Genomic DNA, 23538 nt, shown 5'->3' on the forward strand with positions numbered 1-23538 from the left:
TTTCTGTCTAGAAAGAAACGCTGGAAATGAAATGTTTTGTAACATTCTGCACGGTCGTAAAATTGGGTTATTGCTGCAAATTAAGTTCTAGTCATTTACATCTAAGTGGCAAATTATTGCGAGGCATTTCTTAATAAAGCCTATTAAAAATCTCAATAAGCGGAAATTTTACCCACTTTATTTTCTTGGTAACTAAAGCATCTGTGATTTATCAATCGGTCGCTAGTTATGCATTCTTCAGGTGAATGGGTTTGGTGGGTGCGGATGTCTAGTGCTAAATACTGCTTAATGGAAAATTCTATTCACAAGGAGCTGGTGAATACTGGCAGTAAACTGAGTTTACTGGCTGCTATTTGCGCTGCTACGATCTACTCACCAACGTCAGCTGCCACTGCTACGCAGCCAGACTGTCGACCTGATGGTCTCTATCAAACCCCAGGAGTTCAAGTTCCCTACTGCACGATTTACGATGCAGAAGGGCGCGAGATCATGGGGGCCGATCACCCAAGACGAGTGATTGGTTATTTCACTAGTTGGCGTTCTGGTGATGACCCTCAGGCTGCCTATCTTGTCAATGACATACCTTGGGAGCAGCTCACTCATATTAACTATGCATTTGTCAGTATAGGCTCTGATGGCAAGGTTAATGTGGGTGATGTCAATGATCCGACCAACGTAGCCGTCAATAAAGAATGGCCTGGCGTGGAAATCGACCCCGCTCTTGGCTTTAAAGGACATTTTGGCGCATTGGCAACGGCCAAAAAGAAACACGATGTAAAAACGCTTATCTCCATTGGTGGCTGGGCTGAAACCGGCGGGCACTTTGGTCCAGATGGCAAACGAATCGCCGACGGCGGTTTTTATACAATGACGACCAACGCCGATGGCTCTGTGAACACCCAAGGTATCGAGACGTTTGCCAACTCTGCCGTTGAAATGATGCGAAACTATCAATTTGATGGTTTAGACATTGATTACGAATACCCAACTTCGATGTCAGGAGCGGGTAACCCAGATGATAAAGCGTTTGCCGAATCCAGACGCCCCCATTTGTGGAAGTCTTACGAAGTCCTAATGAAGGTGCTGCGTGAAAAGCTTGATGCGGCCAGTGCGCAAGATGGCGTGCATTACATGCTGACTATCGCAGCGCCTTCATCGGGCTATTTGCTACGTGGTATGGAAACCATGTCCGTTAACCAGTATCTCGATTACGTGAATATCATGACCTATGACTTGCACGGTGCTTGGAATGATCACGTGGGTCACAACGCAGCGCTCTATGATACGGGTAAAGATTCTGAACTTGCGATGTGGAATGTTTATGGTACAGCCGCGTACGGTGGGATTGGTTATCTGAACACGGATTGGGCGTACCATTATTTCCGAGGTTCGATGCCAGCGGGTCGAATTAATATTGGTGTTCCTTACTATACGCGCGGTTGGAAGAATGTCACCGGTGGTACCAATGGTCTGTGGGGCAGAGCGCCGTTACCAAATCAATCAGAGTGTCCAGCAGGCACGGGTGAAGGTGAGAAGAACAATTGTGGCTATGGCGCACTGGGTATCGATAACATGTGGCACGACAAAGATGCTAATGGCAATGAGATGGGCGCAGGCTCAAACCCGATGTGGCATGCTAAAAACCTGGAAAAAGGCATTTGGGGTTCTTACGCTGCGGCTTATGGCTTAGACCCTGTCAATGACCCGACCGATAAGTTTATTGGTACCTATACGCGTCACTACGATAGCGTTGCTGTGGCTCCTTGGTTATGGAATGCAGAAAAAAACGTTTTCCTTTCCACTGAAGATGTCGATTCCATTAATACCAAAGCGCAGTACGTCATCGACAAGGAAATTGGTGGCATCATGTTTTGGGAGTTAGCGGGTGACTATAACTGTTACGTTCTTGATGCTGATGGTAAACGTGGTGCGGTTGATTTAACGGAGAGTGCGTGTGCGACGGGTAATGGTGAGTACCACATGGGTAACAGCATGACCAAGGCCATGTACGATAAGTTCTTGAGTGCGACGCCTTATGGCAACAAAGTGACAACAGGAGTGGTACCTGAAAAAGCGGTGGATATCACGGTTTCAATCAGTGGCTTTAAAGTCGGTGACCAAAACTATCCGATAAATCCAAAAGTGACGTTTACCAACAACACGGGCAGCGATCTTCCTGGTGGTACAGAGTTCCAGTTTGATATCCCTGTTTCAGCGCCCGATAACGCGAAAGACCAATCGGGTGGTGGTTTGAAGGTGATTGCTTCGGGTCACACGAGAGCCAACAATATTGGTGGCCTTGATGGGCCAATGCATCGAGTGGCATTCAGTTTACCAAGCTGGAAGAATCTAGCGGCTGGCGCAAGCTATCAGCTTGATATGGTGTACTACTTACCAATTTCTGGCCCTGCAAATTACACCGTAAACGTCAATGGCGTTGACTATGCCTTTGCATTTGAGCAGCCGAATCTACCGCTTGCCGATTTGAATGCGGGTGGGGGTAACGGTGGCGGAACCGGCGGTGGTGGCAGTGATACGTGTAGCCTGACGGGCGTCAACGAATACCCGAATTTCCCTAACCTTGACTGGGAAGGCAAACCAAGTCACGCCAATGGTGGCGACAAAATGAGTTACCAAGGCGTTGTTTATAAAGCCAAGTGGTGGACGAATTCGGTACCAGGCAGTGATGGTAGCTGGGAAAAAGTGTGTGTTATCTAGCTTGCATTAGTGACAACCATTGATCGAAGAAAAACAATAGCCGCTCGGGGGAGAGCGGCTATTTTTCATTTGCAATGCGTGCTGTTTTCAAGGAGAAGCAGTAGGCTCAATTACTCAAAGACGTAACCTTCAGGGATCACCACGATGCCTTTTTCAGAAATATGAAAGCGTTTAGCATCGTCAGTTGGGTTGACGCCAATGATGGTGCCATCTGGAATGTTAACGTGCTTATCGATGATGCAGTTCATTAGCTGACAACCTTGGCCAACCGTTACATCGCCAAATAAGATGCTATCGGCAATGGTCGCGCCATCGTTGATACGAACATTGGACGACAAAATGGAGTGGTGCACTGAGCCGCCTGAGTTGACAACACCATTGGCGATAATTGAGTTGATAAAAATCCCTTCATTACCCGTGGCAGACGGTACGGTTCTCGCTGGGGGAAGCTGAGGCTCATAGGTACGAATGCCCCAGTTCTCCTGATACAAATTCATTGGTGGTACAGGCTCAAGTAAATCCATGTTCGCTTCATAGAAGGAATCAATGGTACCAACATCACGCCAATAACAGTCTCGGGCAACACGTCCTTTATCATCACCAAAGTTGTAGGCGTAAACACCTTGTGAATCGATGAGTTTGGGAATGATGTCTTTACCAAAGTCGTGACTTGAAGTGTCCAGTTCTGCATCTTGCTCAAGTGCTTGTTGCAGAGCTTCCATTTCAAATACATAAATACCCATTGAGACCAAAGAGCGATTAGGATCGCCGGGCATTGAGGCTGGGTCACTGGGTTTTTCATGGAAATTAGTCACTTGTTTGGCTTCATTTGTTGCCATAACCCCAAAAGCGGTGGCTTCTTCACGTGGCACATCCATACATGCCACGGTCAGTTTAGCGCCGCTTTCTTTGTGCTCTTGAACCATGGCCTCGTAGTCCATGCGATAGATATGGTCACCGGACAACACAACTACATGCTTTGCTGAGCTTCTCGATAGTAACCACATGTTGTGATAGATAGCATCCGCAGTGCCTTCATACCAAGCGCCGCCTTTTCTCATCTGTGGCGGAACCACAGTGATGTACTCTTTCAACTCGGGGTTGAAGATAGACCAGCCATCACGAATGTGTTTATGCAGTGAGTGGGACTTGTACTGTGTCAGTACTAATATTTTCCGGAGACCGGAGTGTAGGCAGTTGGTCAGCGTAAAATCGATGATCCGATATTTTCCGCCAAAAGGTACTGCTGGCTTGGCTCTGTCATCGGTTAGGGGGCTTAACCGTGAGCCCATGCCGCCCGCTAGGACGATGGTAAGAACGTCTTGCATCTTATTTCTCCCTGAAACTGTGCAATTAGAGTAGGTTTAGTCTTTTACCTTTCAAGAAACACGCCAGAGGCTAACTCGTTGAATATCAATGAAGAGCATAGTATTTCACTGGGTGTTTGCACCAAAATAGGGACGGAGTTTGAGTGCACGCACGTTTGTTGTGCTTAAGATCCAGCCATGTTTCAACTTGGTGCAAACAAGTACATGATGTAGGGCTATTACCTGACGGGCAGCGAATTGGGAGTACTGAAGCTTAAAGCTGTACGGTTGCGTGCTCGAAACGCAGTAGGGAGCTTGTTTTACATTGTAAATTGAATTAGTAAATCGACACTTACACACTTGGTTTAGTGTCGATTAAACTTATATATCGCGGTTATTTGCTAGGCTTCAAGGTGGGCTTTCACTTTGTCTAATACTAATTTGAACCAAGCCGTGTAGTTTTGAGGTTGAGCAGCCATTGCTTGTTCAATAGAGCTAAGGGCTTGCCATTCACACGCTTCAGCTTCGCGAGGGTTGATGTCCCAAGTTACATTGCTGCCTTCGGCGATAACGATGTGATCCAATTCATTTTCAGTGAGGCCATTGTCGAACTTGGCTAAGTAACTAATAGTGCCAATATCGGTCAACGATAGAGAATCACTGATATTAAGCTCTTCGTCCAGTCGACGTTGAGAAGCATGGATGATGTCTTCGTCTGGCCTTGGGTGAGAGCAGCAGGTGTTGCTCCAAAGTCCGCCGCTGTGATATTTATTCGATGCGCGTTTTTGCATTAGGAATTCAAGCTCGCCATCGTTATAACGATAAAGCATGACCGAAAAGGCCAGGTGGCGAAACCCCATTCTGTGCGCGTCTAATTTGTCTTCGGTCCCGATTGGGTTTCCAAATTTATCTACAACAACAACGAGATCTTCAAGCATAGGTACTCTCAAGGTGTGGTGATTGCGACATCCTCTGTTCGCTCAACCAGTTTAATTAGCTCACTCAATTCCTGTTGTGAGCGCGAATCATACCACCAAAGATTTAAATAGCACACACATTGAACACCCAGCGAGCAAATCAGTAAGATCTTCTACATTCTCCGGTACTTACGACTCAACTTTTGAACCTCAAACACTTTTACCGTCATATCTTCTGGCCAATAGGTGGGGTGCCAACCTGCTTTTTGTTTCAGGTGCTGAAGAAAGTGAATAGGACTGGGTAACTGCTCCCAAACCTGTGGGAGAAACAATGCTGCTTTTTTGCCATCCGACAGCGTGAGTCCGCATGGATTGTTGGCGAGGTAATCGAGCAGTGCCTTTTCTGAGGCAACGTCTAGGGGTTTGGGCTCTGTTAACACCGAGACTTCAATTTCCAACCCTTCGACTTGCGATTTTTGTAGTGGCAGAAAGCGCTTATCTTGACAGCAGCTTGCCCAAGCTTTGCGCATCACTTCGAGTACCAGTGGAACTTTAGGGACAGTGGTACCGATGCATCCTTGCAGTTCACCATCAACATGAAGACTAACAAAACACGCTCCTTTATCAGCGATGGCCTTGGGGTAGTCGTCAAGCCTAACCTTCGGTAGTGGTTGTTCAGCCAAATAGCAGCCAACCGTTATCTCGGCCATATCGAGCAGTCTAGACAGCTCTTCGTTGGTTAACGTTTTATCTTGATATTGCGTAGCTGACATAGCCGACCACCCTGTTTTTGTCGCCATGAGGAGTGTCACCCGAGTTACATAGGGAGAGTCGCTGCAGATGGCACTGTTGTTGTTTAATGATCTCGTTTGCTGCATTGATGCCTATGTAGCCACAAGCTTCTTGGCTTATCAGCGGCTGACCCATCTCAATTTTATTGCAACTGTTGTTGTCGATGCGCTGGCAGGTCTCGTAGTCATGGAAGTGACTAAGATCAGAGCTGATGACGAGCAGCGTCGATTTATCCCACAAGGGGGCGATGAGCTTGGCCACGCTGGTGGGATCGATGCTTCCCGTCAGTAAAGGGATCAGCTTAAAGTCCTTTAAACAAGCTTGTAAGAAAGGGATTTGTACCTCTAGGCTGTGCTCTTGTGCATGAGCATGGTCGAGATAGTGGCAATGGGGATCACTTGCAAGTTGCTCTATGGCATCGGTATCAAGTGGGACAGTACCAAGCGGTGTTGCGAAGTAGTGATGACTTGGCAAGGCACAACCTTGAAAAGCAACACGATGATTGGGCCCGACTAGAAGCACACGTTTAAATGGTGGGGTTCTGGCTTTGAGAATGGCATAGCCCGACGCGGCTGTCGCGCCTGAAAAAAGGTAGCCAGCATGAGGGACAATTAAGCCCACCAATTGCTCATTTGGGGTGAATCTTTCTTTACCGAGAAAAGGCGACATCAACTGGCTAACGTGCCGTTGTAATTGCTCCGTATTGGCGTCGTAGAATCGTCCCGCAACGGCAGTTGGTCGTACATCCATGTCGCCTCCCAAATCATCATCGTGGCTATACTTTATTGAGTATAGAAATTGGACGGCATTGGTGTGAGATGAAGTTTATGGAAATATCGCATCCAACACAGTTTTGGCAGTTGCAACCCGATGGCCGGGTTCGCTGCACCTTATGCCCGCGTTACTGCACGCTTAGGGAAGGTAAGCGTGGGGCATGTTTTGTACGTCAAGCTCAACAGGGTGAAATTGTGTTGACGACGTATGGGCGCTCTAGCGGCTTTTGTATCGATCCGATTGAAAAAAAACCGCTCAATCATTTCTATCCTGGAAGCTCGGTATTGTCGTTTGGTACCGCTGGATGCAACCTTGGTTGTAAGTTTTGTCAAAATTGGAATATCAGTAAATCTCGGCAAATGGATACACTGGGTCAACAAGCCACGCCACAGGCGATTGCTGACACGGCTGCCAAATACCACTGTAACAGTATTGCTTTTACCTATAACGATCCGGTGATCTTTTTAGAATACGCAGTCGATACTGCCATTGCGTGTCATGATGCCAATATTCAAACCATAGCGGTCTCTGCCGGTTATATGAATGAAAAACCAAGAGAGACGTTTTTTTCTGTGATGGACGCCGCCAATATAGATTTGAAAGCTTTTACAGAGCGCTTTTACAACAAAGTGTGCGGCGGTGCGCTCGCCCCTGTGCTCGAGACGCTTCAGTATTTGCGTCACGAAACCTCCGTTTGGTTTGAGCTCACGACATTGTTGATCCCAGGAGAAAACGACAGTGAGCGCGAAATTGACCAAATGACGCAATGGATCGCTGATCATCTTGGCTGCGATGTCCCGTTGCATTTCAGTGCGTTTCATCCAGATTTCAAAATGATGGAGATTCCGCGCACTCCAGCGAACAGTTTGGTGAAGGCAAGGCATATTGCTCAGCGCAATGGTCTTAACTACGTTTATGTGGGCAATGTACACAATGAGCAGTGTAGCAGCACGTATTGCCCAAACTGCAAGCGTAAAGTGTTAAGTCGAAATTGGTTTGAACTCGGGGCTTGTGCACTCACGGATACAGGACATTGCAGCCATTGCGGATTTCGGATTGCAGGTCGTTTTTCGGCGCAGCATAAACCGTTTGGCAGGCGGCGGATACCAGTCGATATCATATGTTAAATCAGCGAGTTACTTTTGGAGCATTGGGCTGTCTCAAACTTGATAATGGTCATTATACTTTAGTCGTAAAGGGTTGATTGTGAGTCTCTGACTAGCTAAGTTATTACTTAATAAAGTGGAAAATCAGGAGATAGACATGGATGTAGTCGTAATGCTAACCAACGGACGTTTTGGTGTTCTCGAAGACTGTGACAAGCTTGAGTTAGAGGGTGAAATGGTAGAATGTTGGGTCGAAGAAGAGGAAGGCTTTGAGCTAGCAACCGCGCAAGTTGAGCGTGTACTCTAGTCTTAGATTATCCACGAACAAACATTAAAACCCCGCAGTTGCATTAAGCGTTGCGGGGTTTTTTAATGTTTCTTGCTAGCGTAGTTTGCTTAAGCTTGCTGCGCAGTTAGTGCACGCTTTTCAAGGAACTTAGCGATAGCCGTAACACCAGCGATGTACATAGCACCACCTAGCAGTGCAACGGCCATCCAAGAGAAACCGTGCTCAACAACGTGATCTTTGTGAAGGATACACATTACAACGTAAGCGAATGTAATGTAGCTGAATGCGAAGTGAGCGATAGGGCCCATGCCGATCGTGACAAGTACCACACCTGCAACGTAAATGTAGAATGCGTTCTCACCACCAACGACTGGAGCTAGCGCGCCAAGTGTTGCTGGGATCAACATACCCATTGCGATACCTACGATACCTGCTGCAAAGATATTTTTTAGCTTAGATAGGTCGAATTTCGCTTCAAAGAAGAAAATAAGCGCTAGGAAAGCAGGCCACTTGTCGTGGATACCTAGTTTCTGAAGGATAACAGTGCCAGCTACGATCCAGATCGTTAGCATTAGCGTTTTAGTCATGTGCGCTGCATTGAATACTTGATTCATGGTTAATTCTCATAGGGTGTATGTAAGAAGTTTGGGCGCGGAGTCTATAGTGAGTTGTGCGTCTGGTCACTAGGTGGGAAATGGCAACCATTGTGAATATTGGCAGGATGCGCTTGCTATTGATAAATATATGAATTGGTGTGCAAAATTACAACAGTGCCTATAGCTGGAGTCAATGTACTGCAAAGGAGGGATTTTGCTTGTCTATTAGAGCAAAATAGCTAATTTTTGTACGTAAATGCGGCGTATGAGTGAACTCATGAGTCTGGCTAAAATTGGAGGAGGGCAGAAAGTGACGCCAAAAAAGTCGGTTTTGCTCACTTCGCCACATTTGGAAACAATGCTTCACGATTTCACATTAGCTGGAAACGGTTTGATAAACATCTTCGCTATTAAGATGTGAACGAGAGTGGTTTAATAACTCACGTGCTTAGTTGTTATGTCCACTTCAATTAACCACACACACATCCAACATTGTATTGATGTTTGCCCTGCTGTGAAAACAGCAGGGCGTTTTTTTATCTTATCAATGCGTGAGATAATCACCACCGACTTGGTGCGTGAGCCTTTGGCGTCGTGGCTCGGGAAGAATGGTCCAGTGAATCCCCTCTAACGCACCGGCCAGACAAAACAGTAAATTGACGCCAGGATGTTTCTCCTGACTGACACAAACTGCTTTAAAGGCATTTACAGGCCCCTGCTCTCGAAGCTCGTCTATGGAATGAATACCGGCTTTGCGGAGCATGCGCTCGGTTTTGTATTGCATGTTAGGTAGATCTTTGATGCGCGTTGGTGTCTCTTTGCGAATCTTTTCCTTTAGCCCAGCGTTCCAGACCTCTTCGCACAATGACGCAACTTGCTTTTGACTGTGTGCAACGCTATCTGGCAGTGAATAGTAGTTTGATAAGCTTGGGTAGTTCCGTGAGTCGGCGCGCCAGTTAAATTCATAGGCTTTGCAACCAGACGCAATAAACTCTTGCTTTAAACTTGGACTGCTTGCCCTAAGGTAGATATCGTTGCCCTTTATTAGTGCAAACATGATCCCACCGGAAAGTACCCCTTTTCCTCCAAAAACAGAACGAATGCTAATGTCGTCCAGTGTGGTATGAGCTTCGATAGACTCTACAAAGGTTTCCAACATCATATTTCTCTCCTTGAAATGTATATAGCGTCCTTAACTGACGCTTATCAAACTAAAACTGTGATGTATCTTGCATTAAGCGTTCCAACTTTTATCCTTGTTACAAATTATTGGGAGTTACACGTCAAGATTGAGTGATGGTTACGAGAGAAAACGGTGGTTAGCACGCGAGCATTGCTCAATGAGATTCTGTTTCGCTTCAAGTATACTGGGGGCGATTCCACATCTAATTTCATGGCGTCACCGAACTCAAAGGTGTAATAGGAGTAATGTTATGCAGTCAGGGAATTTGTTTAGCCACATTCCTTCTCAGTTACCTGAAGAGATCTTCGAAGACATTATCGCTACTGACACGATGCGTATCGAGCGTATTCTCTCCGATGGGCACTTTACGCCAAAAGGGGATTGGTATGATCAATCACAACACGAGTGGGTAATGGTGATGCAAGGGCAAGGTATTCTTGAATATCAAGATGGCACCACACTAACACTTGATGTCGGCGACTATGTCAACATACCAGCACACGTTAAACACCGCGTTAAATCTACTTCAGCCGATGTTGTTACGATTTGGCTGGCCATTTTTTACGGATAGGAACATGCTGCAAAAAGAAAACTTAATTAAACTCGCACGAATGCAAATGCCTTTTGGTAAGTACGCTGGACGTGTGCTTATCGACTTACCAGAAGAGTATTTGCTTTGGTTCGATAAGAAAGGTTTCCCGAATGGCGAGCTTGGTGACCTGTTGAAGCTTTGCCTTGCGTTAAAGATTGAAGGGCTTGATAGTGTCGTCAAGCCTTTAAAGCGAATGTAGCCTGTAATAACAACTCTCCACGATTTACGAAAAAACTTACTATGAATTTTGATATCAATGCATTGAAACATCACCAGCTCGTTGAAGATGGTCAACTCGAGGGGTGTTATATTCATCAACCCGCCAAAGGTAGCCAGCAAGATGACAAGGCGGTCTTGGCAGAGCGCCAAGCGTTAGAAAAGATGGGATATAAGGTAGTGCAGGTTCAGGCGAAAGGCGGAACAACAACGTTTGCTGAAGCGATGCAAAAGTTTGCAAAGAAGAGTGGTCATCAGTCCAAGCTATAGATTCGATTTTATCTACCAGTATTCATTTGCCTAACTAAAAGTTATAAGCGTTATAACCTAACTTAGCGTATCCACCCGCTATGATAAAATTACACATTAACAATGACTCTGAGAGTCATTGTGTATTCAAGTTATGGATAAAAAATGAAATACGATACGGTTAAATTGGGCTTTATAGCTGCTGCTGCGATGAATATCGGGGGGGTACTCGTTTTCTCTCGTGGATTTAATAATCCCGTGATTAATGAGTTTGACCCTGTAGTTATGTCAAACTTCGGCTTATTGATGATTGTTGTATGGGGTCTGGCTTACCTTGGAGCTGCTTCAATTTCGTCTGGCGTCAAATGGTTAGCTGGCGCATTCGCTATCGAAAAGCTTGTGTATGTGTGCGTTTGGTTACAGTGGTTTCTTGGCAATAGCCTTAGTGCTGTATATGAACAAGACCTATTTGCAGGTATCTTTTACAGCATTTACGGATTAAATGACTTCGTGTTTATGCTGTTCTTCGCTTGGGTGTTTTTAACCAATGGCAAGCCTTCAACCCAATAGAATAGCGACAATAAACGCTTCAAAGTACTTTTCTTAATACCACAAAACTGAGGTAGCAATGACGCTACCTTTTTTTATTGATAAAACAGCAATTCCCCAGTGAATCGAGAAGGGGAAATTATAAGGTCGATATGAGACCACTTCAGTAAGCTCGGGGGTGTGTTACGACAACTCGGTTGCTCGCAGTTGGAGAGGCGGCTCAGAGGGTGAGGGCGTTAACTACTGCCCATAGGTGCGGTTATATGCCGGATAGAAAATAGTTTTAGATAGCACTCAAGCACATTGAACCCTGCAATATTGGGATTCGTGGCTAGAGTGCTTTTTCTTTAATGCGAATATTTGGCTTTTCCTACGATTTTAGCGGCATTTTTCACCACGCTCCGTTGTGTAAATACTATCTTTATATGAAAGACTTAGTATCGAGCGGAGACCAAAGATGGTGCCAGTGCTTTACGTTCAGATGGGTGATGTGGTTTGGAAGGTGTTTCCCGATGGTACATGGGAGCGTTTGGCTCCGGGAGAGCCACTGCTAGAGGGCGTTCAGCTCGTTAATCAGCCTATAGTGGCGCTTGGAGAGGAAGGTTCGCTTTCCCCAGAACAGACGGCCGCCATTGAAAAAGCACTGTCAGAAACTCTTAACGACCTCACCAATAATATTGCAAGCCAGCAAGGTCAAGTTGATGTCAGCTCAGGACAGAGCGGTGATAGCGCAGGCTTTGTCATTTCCTTGTATTGTAAGCACCATATTCAGATATCTCGATGATTCGTCGACGTGTTTGCTTAAGCAAATTAGGAAAAACTTCTGCATCAGTGACATTCGATAAACTCAACTCTGCTGCTACTACTATCTCGTGAGTACTGGTGTCGACTGCTAAATGCAGCTTTCTCCAGACTCTACGCTTACCATCAGTGCGGTAGTAATGGCTAGGTCGCTGTATCGACGAGGTTTCGGCATAAGGCTACGATGATTAACTGCTCTAGCCGATCAGATCGTAACTTCCTAATTTAGTTCCATCGAATAACGCAACAAAGCCGGTGCTGCGTTATTCCTTAAGGCTTTTTAAATAGCGGCACAGCATCTTAGTCGCTGCGTCGATTTCATTGTAGCGCTTAGCTTTACCGAGCACTCGCATCCCCTGCATCTGACAGATGACAAACTGCCCGAGTTCGTTTGCGTTTTGCTGAGTACTGATTTCTTGGCGCTGCTGAGCATGGTGTAGTGACTCAACGATGGCCGTTTCTAAAGAGTCGAACAGCAAGTTACTGCGCTTGAGTACTTCTTCATTCTCACCTGCATGCTCAACGACTGCATTTTGAATCAAGCAACCACAGCAGTCCTGTTTCTGTCTGTCAGCGAAGGTGATGAGAAACTGACAAAGGGTGTCGAGTCCGGAATCTGGAGCACGCAATGGTTCTAGCTTTGGAAACGAAATGGAAGTTAAGTAATTATCCAGTGCTTGATAATACAAAGCCTCCTTATCACCAAAGCTGTTGTAAAGACTGAAGCGATTAATGGCGAGGGTTTCAGTGAGATCGCTGATAGAGGTATTCGCATAGCCTTTACTCCAAAACAGCGTCATTGCTTGCTCTAGCTTTTCTTGCTTACAAAAGTTGGCTTTTCTTGCCATATCAACCTCAGAGATAACAAATCATATCAAAATGCCCTTGTTGGTCATTGTACAAGTAGTATCGACGAATCACTATTTAATTCTTGACCGATCGTTTAGCAATTGCATAGAGTATATCTAAACGATCGGTTAGAAATAAAAGTCGATCAACAACAAAGCTAGCTCTCAGCCATATGCAGAAAAAGGAATGAACACATGAAATTGTATGATCACTCAGTAACGGTCAGCTCAAAGCGCTTAAATCTGTTTCTTAAAGAAATTGGCGTGACTGATATCGAGCGGGTAGAAGTGAATGTCCGAGAAGGGGAAAACCTTGACTCAACTTATCAAGACAAAAGTGTTAACGGAAAAGTACCGTTGCTTGAACTAGACGATGGGACTTATATCAGTGAGACCGTAGCAATCAGTCGTTATTTTGATGAAATCACCCTAAATGACCTTGCTTTGTTCGGGGACACGACGCTAGAGCGAGCGAAAGTTGAAATGTGGAACCGTATTGTCGAGATAGAGGGCATTCAGAACGCGTTCCAAGCATTTCGAAACCTGTCGGGTATTTATAGCGACCGTGAAAACTGCATTGAGGCATGGGGTGAAGAGGCAAAGCATCGTGTAGAGCTGTTTTTGCCTAAACTCAACAAACAATTGAGCCAATCGTCATACGTTGCTACTGACCGATACACGATTGCAGATATTAGCGCCTATATTTTCGTCGTTGTGGCAGTGAATGCCCTTAAACTCGATGTATTTCCGTCTTACACACATATTAAACGTTGGTTTGACGAAGTATCGGCGCGTCCGGCTATACAAAGTTAACCGAGCACTTTAAACAAGGGGGGTTGAACAATATCTCCCTTTGTATTTGAAAAATCTCTGCATTTCACTAGGGTTATAAAGAGCGCTTAGTGGAGAGCATAGAGTGAGTCAGAAAAAAATCCTAATGGTTCTAACATCACATAGCCGGATGGGAGATACCGAACATACGACAGGTTTTTGGCTCGAGGAATTTGCCGCGCCTTATTATGCGTTTAAAGATGCCGGCTTCCATATCACCTTATGTTCTCCTGCTGGTGGCCATCCTCCTATAGATCCCACTAGTCAACTAGATGACCATCAAACGTCGACAACTCAACGCTTTGACGCGGATGAAGTGGCGAAAACACATCTGACCAACACATTGCGTCTCGTTGAAGTACAAGCGAATGATTACGATGCGGTGTTTTATCCCGGAGGCCACGGTCCACTCTGGGATCTCGCCTGTGATCCTGACTCGGTAACATTAATTGATGATTTTTACAGTGCAGACAAACCGATTGGCGCCGTTTGCCATGCTACCGGTGCGCTTATCAATGCTGCTAACGAAGATGAATCGCCCATGGTGCAAGGCAAGCAACTGACCGGGTTTAGTAATGCTGAAGAGGACGCCGTTGGATTGAGTGATGTGGTGCCATTTTCGTTAGAAGATGAACTCAAAAAACGAGGGGCGACCTATTTGAAAGGGCCAGACTGGCAAGAGTTCGTGGTGGTGGATGGACGGCTAGTGACGGGACAAAACCCCGCCAGTTCAGAGGCGACAGCGAAAGCCTTAATCAAGTTAATGACGCTTGAGTAAATTCACCTCTCACTTTGATGACACCAACTGTGACGCCTGCAACGATTCAATGAAAATGTGATGTCGCTCTGACACGATTCTGACATTGTGCTAACCATTAGGTTTTTGAATACGATCAGTCCGTAACATTGTTGGAAACAAAGATGTCAACTAGAACAGAACGAGAAAAAATGCTGGCCGGTGAGCCTTATATGGCGTGGGATGAGGAACTTCTATCCGCGCGAGTGAAATGTCGCCATACGTTGAAGAAACTGAACGACAGTATTCCAAATACTCCTGAGTGGAAGGAAGCGCAAGAATCGTTGATCCCAAACCGCAAAGGCAACTTATATCTCGAGCCACCATTTCGCTGCGATTATGGTGAAAATATCCATGTGGGTAATAACTTTTACGCTAACTTCAACTGCGTCATTTTAGATGTGAACGTGGTGGAGATTGGTGACAACGTGCTGTTTGCCCCAAATGTACAGATATATACAGCGGGCCATCCGCTCGATGTTAAAGGGCGAGTTGAAGACGAAGTCGAATTTGGTTTGCCGATTAAAATTGGCCATAACGTTTGGATCGGTGGCGGGGCGATTGTTTGCCCGGGCGTTACGATAGGTGATAACGCTGTGATTGGTGCAGGTAGTGTCGTGACCAAAGATATTCCTGCGAACACACTTGCGGTCGGCAACCCATGCCGCGTAGTTAAGCACATCAATAACGACTAGATCTGTCACGCAAATCAATCGAGTGACGCTTGTCACTTTACCTTTCAGTCACCTAATGTGGGTACATATTAGGTGCCCCCTCTTTTTGTCTGCTCAAATTAAGACCAATATTTTATAGTGCGTCAAAAAAACGTTGTCAAATCATCGGGTTTTTGACGTTTTATTTGATGTTGGTTCCATTAAACCCTATCATGTTCGCTTTGTACTTATTGGTAAAACATTAGTTGTAAACATGGCGTCGCGTTATATGGAATTTGAATTGTCATTAGGTTTGATGGAGTCCGCATTAGAAAGCGCGTCTGTTGCCGTCATAATTACTGATGAACAAGCTCACATCCGTTACGTCAATGAACAGTTTGTAAAGCTGACGGGTTACAACCGTGAAGAGGTGCTGGGCAAGAACCCAAAGCTGCTTAAATCGGGTAAAACCACAACGGCCACCTACGAAGATATGTGGTCAAAGCTGCTTCAAGGTAAAGATTGGTATGGTGAACTCGTCAATAAAAAGAAAAATGGCACGCTGTTTATCGAGCATGCGCATATCAGCCCGTTCAACTATTTGGGTAAGTCTTACTACATTGCGGTGAAACGTGATGTGACTTCTGAAAAACACCAGAACGACAAGCTAAGTGATCTAGCCTATTTTGATCCATTAACGCGTCTTCCAAACCGAACTTCTTTCTTTGAGCACCTACAGCGATTTTTGGTAGAAGAGCAAGAAACTGACCTCCCATTTTCATTGCTATTGATCGACCTCAATGAGTTCAAGTCAATCAACGACAGTAAAGGACATGATTTTGGAGACTTGTTTCTTCAAGATGTCGCGAAACGTTTCAATGCTGCGGTGGGCGAAAATGGGCTGGTTGCCCGACTTGGCGGTGATGAGTTTGTGGCACTGCTTCCTAACTGCTCGCAAACTCGGGCAGAGCATTATGCCCAGCACTTAGTCGATGCTATTGCCTTTATCGAAGTTGGCAACAAGTCGGAACGAGGTTCAGCGTCAGTGGGGATCACCACTAATGTGAGCCGCAATATCCCTACGAGCGTGTTGTTAAAACAAGCCGATCTCGCTATGTATCGTGCCAAGCAATGTCAAACTACTTGGATGAGTTATGACGAGGCGATGGGCGAGCAGTGGGGGCGCAAAACGGCCATGGCGCAGCGCCTATCTCAAGCCATCGAATCCCATAAACTTGAAGTCAGCTTCTTGCCTGTTGTTGAACTCAAAACTAATCGCATTGTGGCGTATAAGAGCCGACTAGAGTGGAGCGATACGATGTTTGGTGATGTCGACCGATTCGAGTTCATCCCAATTGCGGAAGAGTCGCAACTGATAAGAAAGCTCAACTTGTTTACCATTGAACAGGCGTGCAAGTATGCTTCTGTCGGCGAGCTGAATACGGTTGCGGTGAAAGTGTCGTCAAAAAACTTTGGCCACGGTCTGTTTACTCAAGAAGTGATGGAAATACTCGACAAGTATCGTCTACCACCACACTGTTTGGCGTTAGAAGTGTTTGAAGACATGCTGTCTAAAAAACGTTGCGTTGATGAGCTTTACCAGCTCGTTGAACTAGGGTGTCAAATTACAGTTGCTGACTTTGGTATGGGACATATTTCGATATCGGAGCTCCGTGAGTTGCCGCTACAAAAACTCAAAGTGGGTGCTCAACTGGTCGCAGAAATTGCTCAAGATTGTTCGGTAGAGCAGGTGGCAAAAGCGATTGTAAGCCTTGCAGAAGTACTCAATATCGAGACCATCGCCGAAGGTGTCGAAACGCCTGGACAACTAGAGTCACTCAAGGCTATCGGTTGTCACTACGCCTCTGGTCCTTTCATTTCCGCCAACCGGTAACGGGTGTTGCCCGTTACTCAACATGATGCCTACACACACTTTTTCTTTCACAGTCATACCATTTTAATCGTTGCGATATCTCGTTTAATGGGAATTTGAATCCATTCACGAAAAACACATCGAAACGTTTCGATGGGGCGATCCAGATCACAGTTAAATCTTACTGCTATCGATCTTTCGACACGCTGCGCTAGGATTGTCATCGAAACGTTTCGATGATTGTTTTATCAACAAAACATAAAAACAAAACATAGCAATAAAAATGACGAACGATGTTTGTCTAAGCCTTACAGTTTCGATTAAGCCGCTTGAAGCAGGTATAAAAATGAAAAAAAGTGCCCTAATTAATTCAGAACTTTCCTATTTAGTGTCGACATTGGGCCACACCGATGAGGTCACTATTTGCGATGCTGGTCTACCGATTGCTGATGACGTGCAGCGCATTGACTTAGCACTCACACATGGCGTCCCAGCGTTTTTGGATACGGTGAAAGTATACCTTTCAGAAGCGCAGATAGAAGGCGTTATCTTGGCTGAAGAGTTTAAGCAGGTGAGCCCAAAGCTTCACGATGCACTGCTGTCTTTAATTGAGCAAGAGCGCATGGTAACAGGGATAGAGATTACGTTGTCTTATCTCTCTCACGAAGAATTTAAGGCCAAAACACGAGACTCCCGTGCGGTAGTTAGAACGGGCGAGTGTACCCCGTATGCCAATGTCATTTTTCAAGCTGGCGTCGTGTTCTAGTTTGATTGTGATTGAAACCACTCAGAGTTAAGTTCAGCGAACACAACAGGACATCCTCATGCTGCAACCCATATTACAACTCAGCGAGATTGAAAAAGCTTTCCCAGGTGTGAAAGCTTTGGATAAAGCCAGCTTAAATGTTTATCCCGGTAAAGTAATGGCGTTACTTGGTGAAAACGGTGCTGGTAAATCCACGCTTATGAAAGTGCTGACGGGCATTTATTCAAAAGACGCCGGCGAGCTACGCTATCAAGATCAAGAGGTCTCGTTTAAAGGCCCTCGTGACTCACAGCAAGCGGGCATTAGTATTATTCACCAAGAGCTCAACCTAATTCCTGAGCTAACCATTGCAGAGAATATTTTCCTAGGCCGTGAAAAAACCAACGCATTTGGTCGCATTCTTTGGTCACAAATGTACGCCGAGGCGGATCGCCTATTGGCGAGACTGAATGTGAAACACAGCGCGAAAACGCCGCTTGGAGAGCTCAGTTTGGGTGAACAGCAAATGGTCGAAATTGCCAAAGCGCTGTCGTTTGAATCCAAGGTCATCATTATGGATGAGCCAACTGATGCACTAACGGATACCGAGACCGAATCACTGTTTAGCGTGATTAAAGAACTGCGTGAACAGGGCTGCGGCATTGTCTACATCTCTCACCGCTTGAAAGAGATTTTCGAGATCTGCGATGACATCACGGTGTTACGTGATGGTAAGTTTATCGGGCAACGCACTGTTGCGGAAACGGATGAAGATACGCTTATCGAAATGATGGTAGGACGTAAGCTTGATGAACAATACCCTCGTATCGATGCGGTTCATGGCAAAACCAGCCTTGAAGTGAAAAACCTGTCCGGCCCAGGCGTGAAAGACGTGACCTTCAGTCTCGATCAAGGTGAGATCCTTGGCATCTCGGGCTTAATGGGGGCAGGGCGTACAGAGCTGATGAAAATCATTTATGGCGCACTTAAACGTGGCTCAGGTGATGTGATTCTTAATGGTAAAACTATTAACCCGGACAGCCCTCAAGAAGGGCTTGCGAATGGCATTGCTTACATTTCAGAAGACCGCAAAGGCGATGGGCTTGTACTGGGCTTATCTGTGAAAGAAAACATGTCGATTTGCGCCCTCGAACAGTTATCGAAAGGCATGCAAATCCAGCACGGTGAAGAAGTTATGGCGGTTGAAGACTTTATTAAGTTGTTCAACATCAAAACGCCTACCCGTGACCAGATTATTGGCAACCTTTCTGGCGGCAACCAGCAAAAAGTCGCGATTGCAAAAGGATTAATGACCAAGCCCAAGGTTCTCATTCTGGATGAGCCGACACGAGGTGTCGATGTTGGGGCGAAGAAAGAAATCTATCAACTAATTAATAAATTTAAAGCAGATGGCATGAGCATCATTTTGGTGTCCTCTGAAATGCCAGAAGTACTTGGCATGAGCGATCGAATTTTGGTGATGCATGAAGGGCATATAAGCGGTGAGTTTATGGCTAAAGACGCAGACCAAGAGAAGTTACTCGCATGCGCTGTCGGTAAAAATGTAAGTGAGGAAGCAGCATGAACAATAAAACCATCAACAAAGAGATGAGCGTTGAGATGGAAAACAAGAAACCGCTTTTCAATAAAGAATGGTTGATTGAGCAAAAATCACTGATTGCGCTTATCTTCCTTATTATCGTGGTGTCATTTCTAAACCCAAACTTTTTCACCGTCGATAATATTCTGAATATTCTTCGCCAAACTTCGGTGAACGCGATCATCGCCGTTGGTATGACCTTGGTTATTTTAACTGCGGGTATCGACTTAAGTGTCGGTTCGGTCTTAGCACTTTGTGGCGCGTTCGCTGCCAGCTTGATTGCGATGGAAGTGCCAGTGCTTATAGCGGTGCCAACAGCACTTTTGGCCGGTGCTGCACTTGGTGCAATCAGCGGCATTATCATTGCTAAAGGCAAGGTTCAGGCGTTTATTGCTACCTTGGTAACCATGACGCTTTTGCGCGGTGTCACTATGGTTTACACCGACGGTCGTCCAATTTCTACTGGCTTTACCGATACTGCTGACGCGTTTGCATGGTTTGGTACTGGCTACGCACTTGGCATCCCAGTTCCTGTTTGGATCATGGTGGTCGTATTCGCATCGGTTTGGTACCTACTTAACCACACACGCTTTGGCCGTTATGTTTATGCGCTGGGCGGTAACGAATCAGCGACCCGTTTGTCTGGTATTAACGTCGACAAAGTGAAGATTGGTGTTTACGCCATCTGTGGTTTACTCGCAGCGCTTGCTGGCATTATCGTTACCTCTCGTCTGTCATCGGCTCAGCCAACCGCGGGTATGGGTTATGAGCTAGATGCTATTGCTGCGGTGGTTCTCGGCGGTACCAGCTTGATGGGCGGTAAAGGTCGAATTATGGGGACGCTCATTGGTGCTCTGATCATCGGCTTCCTGAACAACGCACTTAACCTATTGGATGTTTCCTCTTACTACCAAATGATCGCAAAAGCAGTCGTTATCTTGCTTGCGGTACTGGTAGACAATAAAAACAAGTAACTTCGATTAACACTAGATTATTTACAATAACAGGCTCGACAATGAGTTGAGCCGCCCCCTACACAAAGGACTAAAACGATGAAAAAACTAGCCACTTTAATCTCTGCTGCCGTGCTATCTGCTTCTATGTCTACAGCTGCATCAGCACAAGACACGATGGCGATTGTTGTCTCTACGCTTAACAACCCGTTCTTCGTAACGATGAAAGAGGGTGCGGAAGCGAAAGCCAAGGACTTAGGTTACAACCTAATCGTTTTGGACTCGCAAAATGACCCAAGCAAAGAGCTATCAAACATCGAAGATTTAACAGTACGTGGCGTGAAAGCAATCCTTATCAACCCAACAGATTCAGATGCAGTATCAAACGCTATCCGCATGGCAAACCGCTCGAACATCCCTGTACTAACGCTTGACCGTGGTGCTAGCCGTGGTGACGTAGTGAGCCACATTGCATCGGACAACGTAGTAGGTGGCGAAATGGCTGGTCACTACATCATGGAGAAAGTAGGCGAGAAAGCGAAAGTGATTCAACTAGAAGGTATTGCGGGTACGTCAGCAGCACGTGAGCGTGGTGAAGGTTTCATGAACTCAGTTAAAGGTTCTGACATGGAACTGCTTGCGAGCCAACCAGCGGATTTCGACCGTACTAAAGGTCTGAATGTTATGGAAAACCTTCTAGCAGCTAACCCAGATGTACAAGCCGTATTCGCACAGAACGACGAAATGGCACTTGGTGCACTTCGCGCAGTTCAAGCGGCGGGGAAAGACGTCATGATCGTTGGCTTCGATGGCACTGAAGACGGTATGGCAGCGGTGAAACGCGGCAAACTAGCAGCAACAATTGCACAGCAACCAGATATGATCGGTGCGCTTGGTGTAGAAACGGCGGATAAAGTACTGAAAGGCGAGACAGTTGAAGAGTACATTCCGGTACCGCTAAAAGTTGTCGCTGAGTAATCGGTGTCGCGACAAAAGTAGCAGCCTTATATTTCTCCCCCTTGTTAAGGGGGAGAACCTAAAAGCTCGCTGAGCATCAACCTTACAACTAGATACCTTAGGCTTGTCACTCCAAGGCAATCCCAAGTTATTTATCAAGCTGATACTCAAAAATCAGTAACAAACAAAAGAGTTAAAAGGAACAAAGTATGAATAAACTCATTGTGCTGGGTAGTGTGAATGCAGACCACGTTCTGCAAGTTCCTTCTTTCCCTCGTCCTGGAGAAACGCTGCATGGTGGTAATTATCAAGTCATTCCTGGTGGCAAAGGGGCGAACCAAGCAGTTGCAGCCGCGAGGCTAGGTGGTGATACCGGTTTTATCGCCTGTGTGGGTGACGATGCATTTGGTATTAATATTCGCGAAGCATTCAAAGCGGATGGAATCAACATTGCGGGTGTTCGATTAGAGCCAGGTACGCCAACCGGTATTGCTATGATTCAAGTGGCAGATATTGGTGAAAACAGCATCTGTATTTCAGCCGAAGCCAACGCCAAGCTCACGACCGAACGTGTAGAGCCGCACAAAGGCTTAATTGAAGGTGCGAACTACTTGTTAACTCAACTTGAAACACCAATTGAAGGTATCGAATACGCAGCGAAAATTGCCAAGGCGGCGAAAACCAATGTAGTGCTTAACCCAGCGCCCGCCAGAGAAATCCCTGACTCACTATTGGGCTGTGTTGACGTGATTACGCCGAATGAAACCGAGGCAGAAGTGCTAACAGGAATTACTATAAATGATGATGACTCTGCACAAGAAGCCGCGAACGCTCTACATCGCAAGGGCATAGAAATCGTCATGATTACTCTGGGATCTAAAGGTGTATGGTTAAGCCAAAACGGTCGTGGTGAGCGTATCCCTGGCTTTAAAGTTGAGGCGACCGATACCACGGCCGCAGGCGATACGTTTAACGGCGCTTTGGTGACAGGTTTAATGGAAGGTAAATCTATCGAAGACGCAATTGTGTTTGCTCATGCTGCGGCGGCAATTTCTGTGACTCGATTTGGCGCTCAGACTTCCATTCCTACGCTAGATGAAGTACAACAGTTTTTAGAGCAGCAAGCCTAGAACTATAAGCGCTCGCGTAATTATAAGAAGAAGCAGTGGAGAGCCTTGCCCGATGGCAACGATGAAGGACATAGCAAGGCTCGCGGGAGTGTCTACCTCGACCGTGAGCCATGTCATCAACAAAACACGATTCGTCAGTGAAGAGATTTCTGAGCGCGTCAATAGTGCGGCGAAGGAGCTCAATTACGCGCCTTCAGCATTGGCTCGTAGCTTAAAGATGAATCGTACACGAACAATTGGAATGTTAGTGACCACCTCTACCAACCCATTTTTTGGCGAGGTGGTAAAAGGGGTCGAGCGCAGTTGCTACCATCAAAACTATAACTTGATTCTGTGTAACACCGAAGGCGACACCGAGCGTATGAAGGCATCCATCGATACCTTGCTACAAAAGCGAGTCGATGGCTTGATTTTAATGTGCTCAACGCTGGAAGGTGAGAAGCTGGATATCTTTGACCAGTACCCATCCATCCCTGTGGTGGTCATGGATTGGGGACCTATGCATTTTGAGAGTGACAAGATTCAGGATAACTCGTTTCTTGGTGGCTACCTAGCGACCAAATATCTCATCGAAAGCGGGCATACCGAGATCGGCTGTATCACGGGACCACTCAATCGTCATCAGGCGCTAATGCGTTATCAGGGATACAAAAAGGCACTCGCTGAGCATCAAATTGCGATTAATCCAGAGTGGATCATTGAGTCGGATTTTGAGTGTGATGGTGGTGCTAAATCACTGGAGGCATTAATTAACCGAGGTACTTTGCCTACTTCACTGTTCATTTGTAACGATATGATGGCGATGGGGGCGATGAACACTGCGCACTCAAAGGGCATTCAAGTTCCGAACGATCTTTCCATTATTGGCTACGATGATATTCATATTGCCAAATACATGACGCCTTCACTCACTACCGTTCACCAGCCGAAATACCGTCTGGGTAAAGCGGCGGTTGAGACCTTACTTGCGAAAATAGATAAGACCAATCTTCCCGCCGATGTAGTGCAACTGGAACCATCACTGGTTGTGCGCGATAGTGTGAAAAGGCTCAACTGATGTTAG

General features: G+C 46.0%; 25 protein-coding genes and 1 pseudogene. 18 read left to right on the forward strand and 8 right to left on the reverse strand.

The window, feature by feature from the left end; all coding sequences use genetic code 11:
* Positions 1-264 precede the first annotated feature (264 nt).
* The gene (locus tag AAA946_RS18270; protein WP_338166210.1) at positions 265-2718 is read left to right on the forward strand and encodes a chitinase C-terminal domain-containing protein; all 2454 of its coding nucleotides are present in this window, start codon (positions 265-267) and stop codon (positions 2716-2718) included.
* Between the two features lie 110 nt (positions 2719-2828).
* Here the strand turns inward: AAA946_RS18270 and glgC are convergent, their stop codons facing one another.
* From glgC to amrB, 4 genes are all read right to left on the reverse strand, one after another.
* On the reverse strand, positions 2829-4046 hold the full coding sequence (gene glgC / locus AAA946_RS18275) for a glucose-1-phosphate adenylyltransferase (RefSeq protein WP_338166211.1): 1218 nt from the start codon (positions 4044-4046) through the stop codon (positions 2829-2831).
* Between the two features lie 380 nt (positions 4047-4426).
* The gene (gene idi / locus AAA946_RS18280; RefSeq protein WP_338166212.1) at positions 4427-4963 is read right to left on the reverse strand and encodes an isopentenyl-diphosphate Delta-isomerase; all 537 of its coding nucleotides are present in this window, start codon (positions 4961-4963) and stop codon (positions 4427-4429) included.
* 152 nt (positions 4964-5115) lie between these two features.
* Positions 5116-5715 (reverse strand): AmmeMemoRadiSam system protein A, encoded by a 600-nt coding sequence (gene amrA / locus AAA946_RS18285; protein ID WP_338166213.1) that lies wholly within the window; start codon positions 5713-5715, stop codon positions 5116-5118.
* Positions 5690-6484, reverse strand: a complete 795-nt coding sequence (gene amrB / locus AAA946_RS18290) for an AmmeMemoRadiSam system protein B (RefSeq protein WP_338166214.1) — start codon at positions 6482-6484, stop codon at positions 5690-5692. Before amrB ends, amrA begins: the two co-directional genes overlap by 26 nt.
* 77 nt (positions 6485-6561) lie before the next feature.
* On the opposite strand from amrB, the gene amrS reads away from it, so the two are divergent.
* Together amrS and AAA946_RS18300 are read left to right on the forward strand one after the other, a co-directional pair.
* The gene (gene amrS / locus AAA946_RS18295; RefSeq protein ID WP_338166215.1) at positions 6562-7635 is read left to right on the forward strand and encodes an AmmeMemoRadiSam system radical SAM enzyme; all 1074 of its coding nucleotides are present in this window, start codon (positions 6562-6564) and stop codon (positions 7633-7635) included.
* Positions 7636-7771: 136 nt separating this feature from the next.
* On the forward strand, positions 7772-7921 hold the full coding sequence (locus tag AAA946_RS18300) for a hypothetical protein (RefSeq protein WP_338166216.1): 150 nt from the start codon (positions 7772-7774) through the stop codon (positions 7919-7921).
* 89 nt (positions 7922-8010) lie between these two features.
* Here the strand turns inward: AAA946_RS18300 and AAA946_RS18305 are convergent, their stop codons facing one another.
* The gene (locus AAA946_RS18305) at positions 8011-8517 is read right to left on the reverse strand and encodes a hypothetical protein (RefSeq protein ID WP_338166217.1); all 507 of its coding nucleotides are present in this window, start codon (positions 8515-8517) and stop codon (positions 8011-8013) included.
* A 526-nt stretch (positions 8518-9043) separates the two neighbouring features.
* On the reverse strand, positions 9044-9661 hold the full coding sequence (locus AAA946_RS18310) for a TfoX/Sxy family DNA transformation protein (RefSeq protein WP_338166218.1): 618 nt from the start codon (positions 9659-9661) through the stop codon (positions 9044-9046).
* A gap of 271 nt (positions 9662-9932) precedes the next feature.
* Between AAA946_RS18310 and AAA946_RS18315 the strand changes: the two genes are divergently transcribed.
* The 5 genes from AAA946_RS18315 (at position 9933) to AAA946_RS18335 (ending at position 12072) form a co-directional block, all read left to right on the forward strand.
* Positions 9933-10253, forward strand: a complete 321-nt coding sequence (locus AAA946_RS18315; protein ID WP_338166219.1) for a cupin domain-containing protein — start codon at positions 9933-9935, stop codon at positions 10251-10253.
* A gap of 4 nt (positions 10254-10257) precedes the next feature.
* Positions 10258-10473 (forward strand): DUF3820 family protein, encoded by a 216-nt coding sequence (locus AAA946_RS18320; RefSeq protein ID WP_112462835.1) that lies wholly within the window; start codon positions 10258-10260, stop codon positions 10471-10473.
* Positions 10474-10514: 41 nt separating this feature from the next.
* Positions 10515-10760, forward strand: coding sequence for a hypothetical protein (locus AAA946_RS18325; RefSeq protein ID WP_338166220.1), 246 nt, complete (start codon positions 10515-10517; stop codon positions 10758-10760).
* A 144-nt stretch (positions 10761-10904) separates the two neighbouring features.
* The gene (locus AAA946_RS18330; RefSeq protein WP_338166221.1) at positions 10905-11309 is read left to right on the forward strand and encodes a hypothetical protein; all 405 of its coding nucleotides are present in this window, start codon (positions 10905-10907) and stop codon (positions 11307-11309) included.
* A gap of 436 nt (positions 11310-11745) precedes the next feature.
* On the forward strand, positions 11746-12072 hold the full coding sequence (locus tag AAA946_RS18335) for a hypothetical protein (RefSeq protein WP_338166222.1): 327 nt from the start codon (positions 11746-11748) through the stop codon (positions 12070-12072).
* Here AAA946_RS18335 and AAA946_RS18340 read toward each other — a convergent pair.
* Together AAA946_RS18340 and AAA946_RS18345 are read right to left on the reverse strand one after the other, a co-directional pair.
* A pseudogene (locus AAA946_RS18340) lies at positions 12035-12220 on the reverse strand (transposase); the annotation flags it as partial. The gene AAA946_RS18335 and the pseudogene AAA946_RS18340 sit on opposite strands and share 38 nt — an antisense overlap.
* Positions 12221-12352: 132 nt before the next feature.
* Positions 12353-12937, reverse strand: a complete 585-nt coding sequence (locus tag AAA946_RS18345; RefSeq protein WP_338166223.1) for a TetR/AcrR family transcriptional regulator — start codon at positions 12935-12937, stop codon at positions 12353-12355.
* Positions 12938-13132: 195 nt separating this feature from the next.
* On the opposite strand from AAA946_RS18345, the gene AAA946_RS18350 reads away from it, so the two are divergent.
* The 10 genes from AAA946_RS18350 (at position 13133) to AAA946_RS18395 (ending at position 23532) form a co-directional block, all read left to right on the forward strand.
* Positions 13133-13750 carry a glutathione binding-like protein gene (locus AAA946_RS18350; protein WP_338166224.1) on the forward strand — a complete coding sequence of 206 codons (618 nt, stop codon included), beginning with the start codon at positions 13133-13135 and terminating at the stop codon, positions 13748-13750.
* A 103-nt stretch (positions 13751-13853) separates the two neighbouring features.
* Positions 13854-14546 (forward strand): type 1 glutamine amidotransferase domain-containing protein, encoded by a 693-nt coding sequence (locus AAA946_RS18355; RefSeq protein WP_445206111.1) that lies wholly within the window; start codon positions 13854-13856, stop codon positions 14544-14546.
* A 143-nt stretch (positions 14547-14689) separates the two neighbouring features.
* The gene (locus tag AAA946_RS18360; RefSeq protein WP_338166225.1) at positions 14690-15259 is read left to right on the forward strand and encodes a sugar O-acetyltransferase; all 570 of its coding nucleotides are present in this window, start codon (positions 14690-14692) and stop codon (positions 15257-15259) included.
* 247 nt (positions 15260-15506) lie between these two features.
* Positions 15507-17111 carry a sensor domain-containing protein gene (locus AAA946_RS18365; protein WP_338166226.1) on the forward strand — a complete coding sequence of 535 codons (1605 nt, stop codon included), beginning with the start codon at positions 15507-15509 and terminating at the stop codon, positions 17109-17111.
* A gap of 325 nt (positions 17112-17436) precedes the next feature.
* On the forward strand, positions 17437-17856 hold the full coding sequence (gene rbsD, locus AAA946_RS18370) for a D-ribose pyranase (protein WP_338166227.1): 420 nt from the start codon (positions 17437-17439) through the stop codon (positions 17854-17856).
* A gap of 58 nt (positions 17857-17914) precedes the next feature.
* Positions 17915-19420 (forward strand): ribose ABC transporter ATP-binding protein RbsA, encoded by a 1506-nt coding sequence (gene rbsA / locus AAA946_RS18375; protein ID WP_338166228.1) that lies wholly within the window; start codon positions 17915-17917, stop codon positions 19418-19420.
* A complete protein-coding gene (gene rbsC / locus AAA946_RS18380; protein WP_042470263.1) occupies positions 19417-20409 on the forward strand; it encodes a ribose ABC transporter permease in 993 nt (330 codons plus the stop codon). The genes rbsA and rbsC overlap by 4 nt, the downstream gene beginning before the upstream one ends.
* Positions 20410-20487: 78 nt before the next feature.
* Complete coding sequence (gene rbsB / locus AAA946_RS18385) at positions 20488-21366, forward strand: ribose ABC transporter substrate-binding protein RbsB (protein WP_338166229.1); 879 nt, start codon at positions 20488-20490, stop codon at positions 21364-21366.
* Between the two features lie 188 nt (positions 21367-21554).
* Complete coding sequence (gene rbsK, locus AAA946_RS18390) at positions 21555-22475, forward strand: ribokinase (RefSeq protein WP_338166230.1); 921 nt, start codon at positions 21555-21557, stop codon at positions 22473-22475.
* 52 nt (positions 22476-22527) lie between these two features.
* Positions 22528-23532, forward strand: coding sequence for a substrate-binding domain-containing protein (locus AAA946_RS18395; RefSeq protein WP_338166231.1), 1005 nt, complete (start codon positions 22528-22530; stop codon positions 23530-23532).
* Positions 23533-23538 lie beyond the last annotated feature (6 nt).

The organism is Vibrio sp. 10N (genome assembly GCF_036245475.1).
Classification (GTDB): Bacteria; Pseudomonadota; Gammaproteobacteria; order Enterobacterales; family Vibrionaceae; genus Vibrio.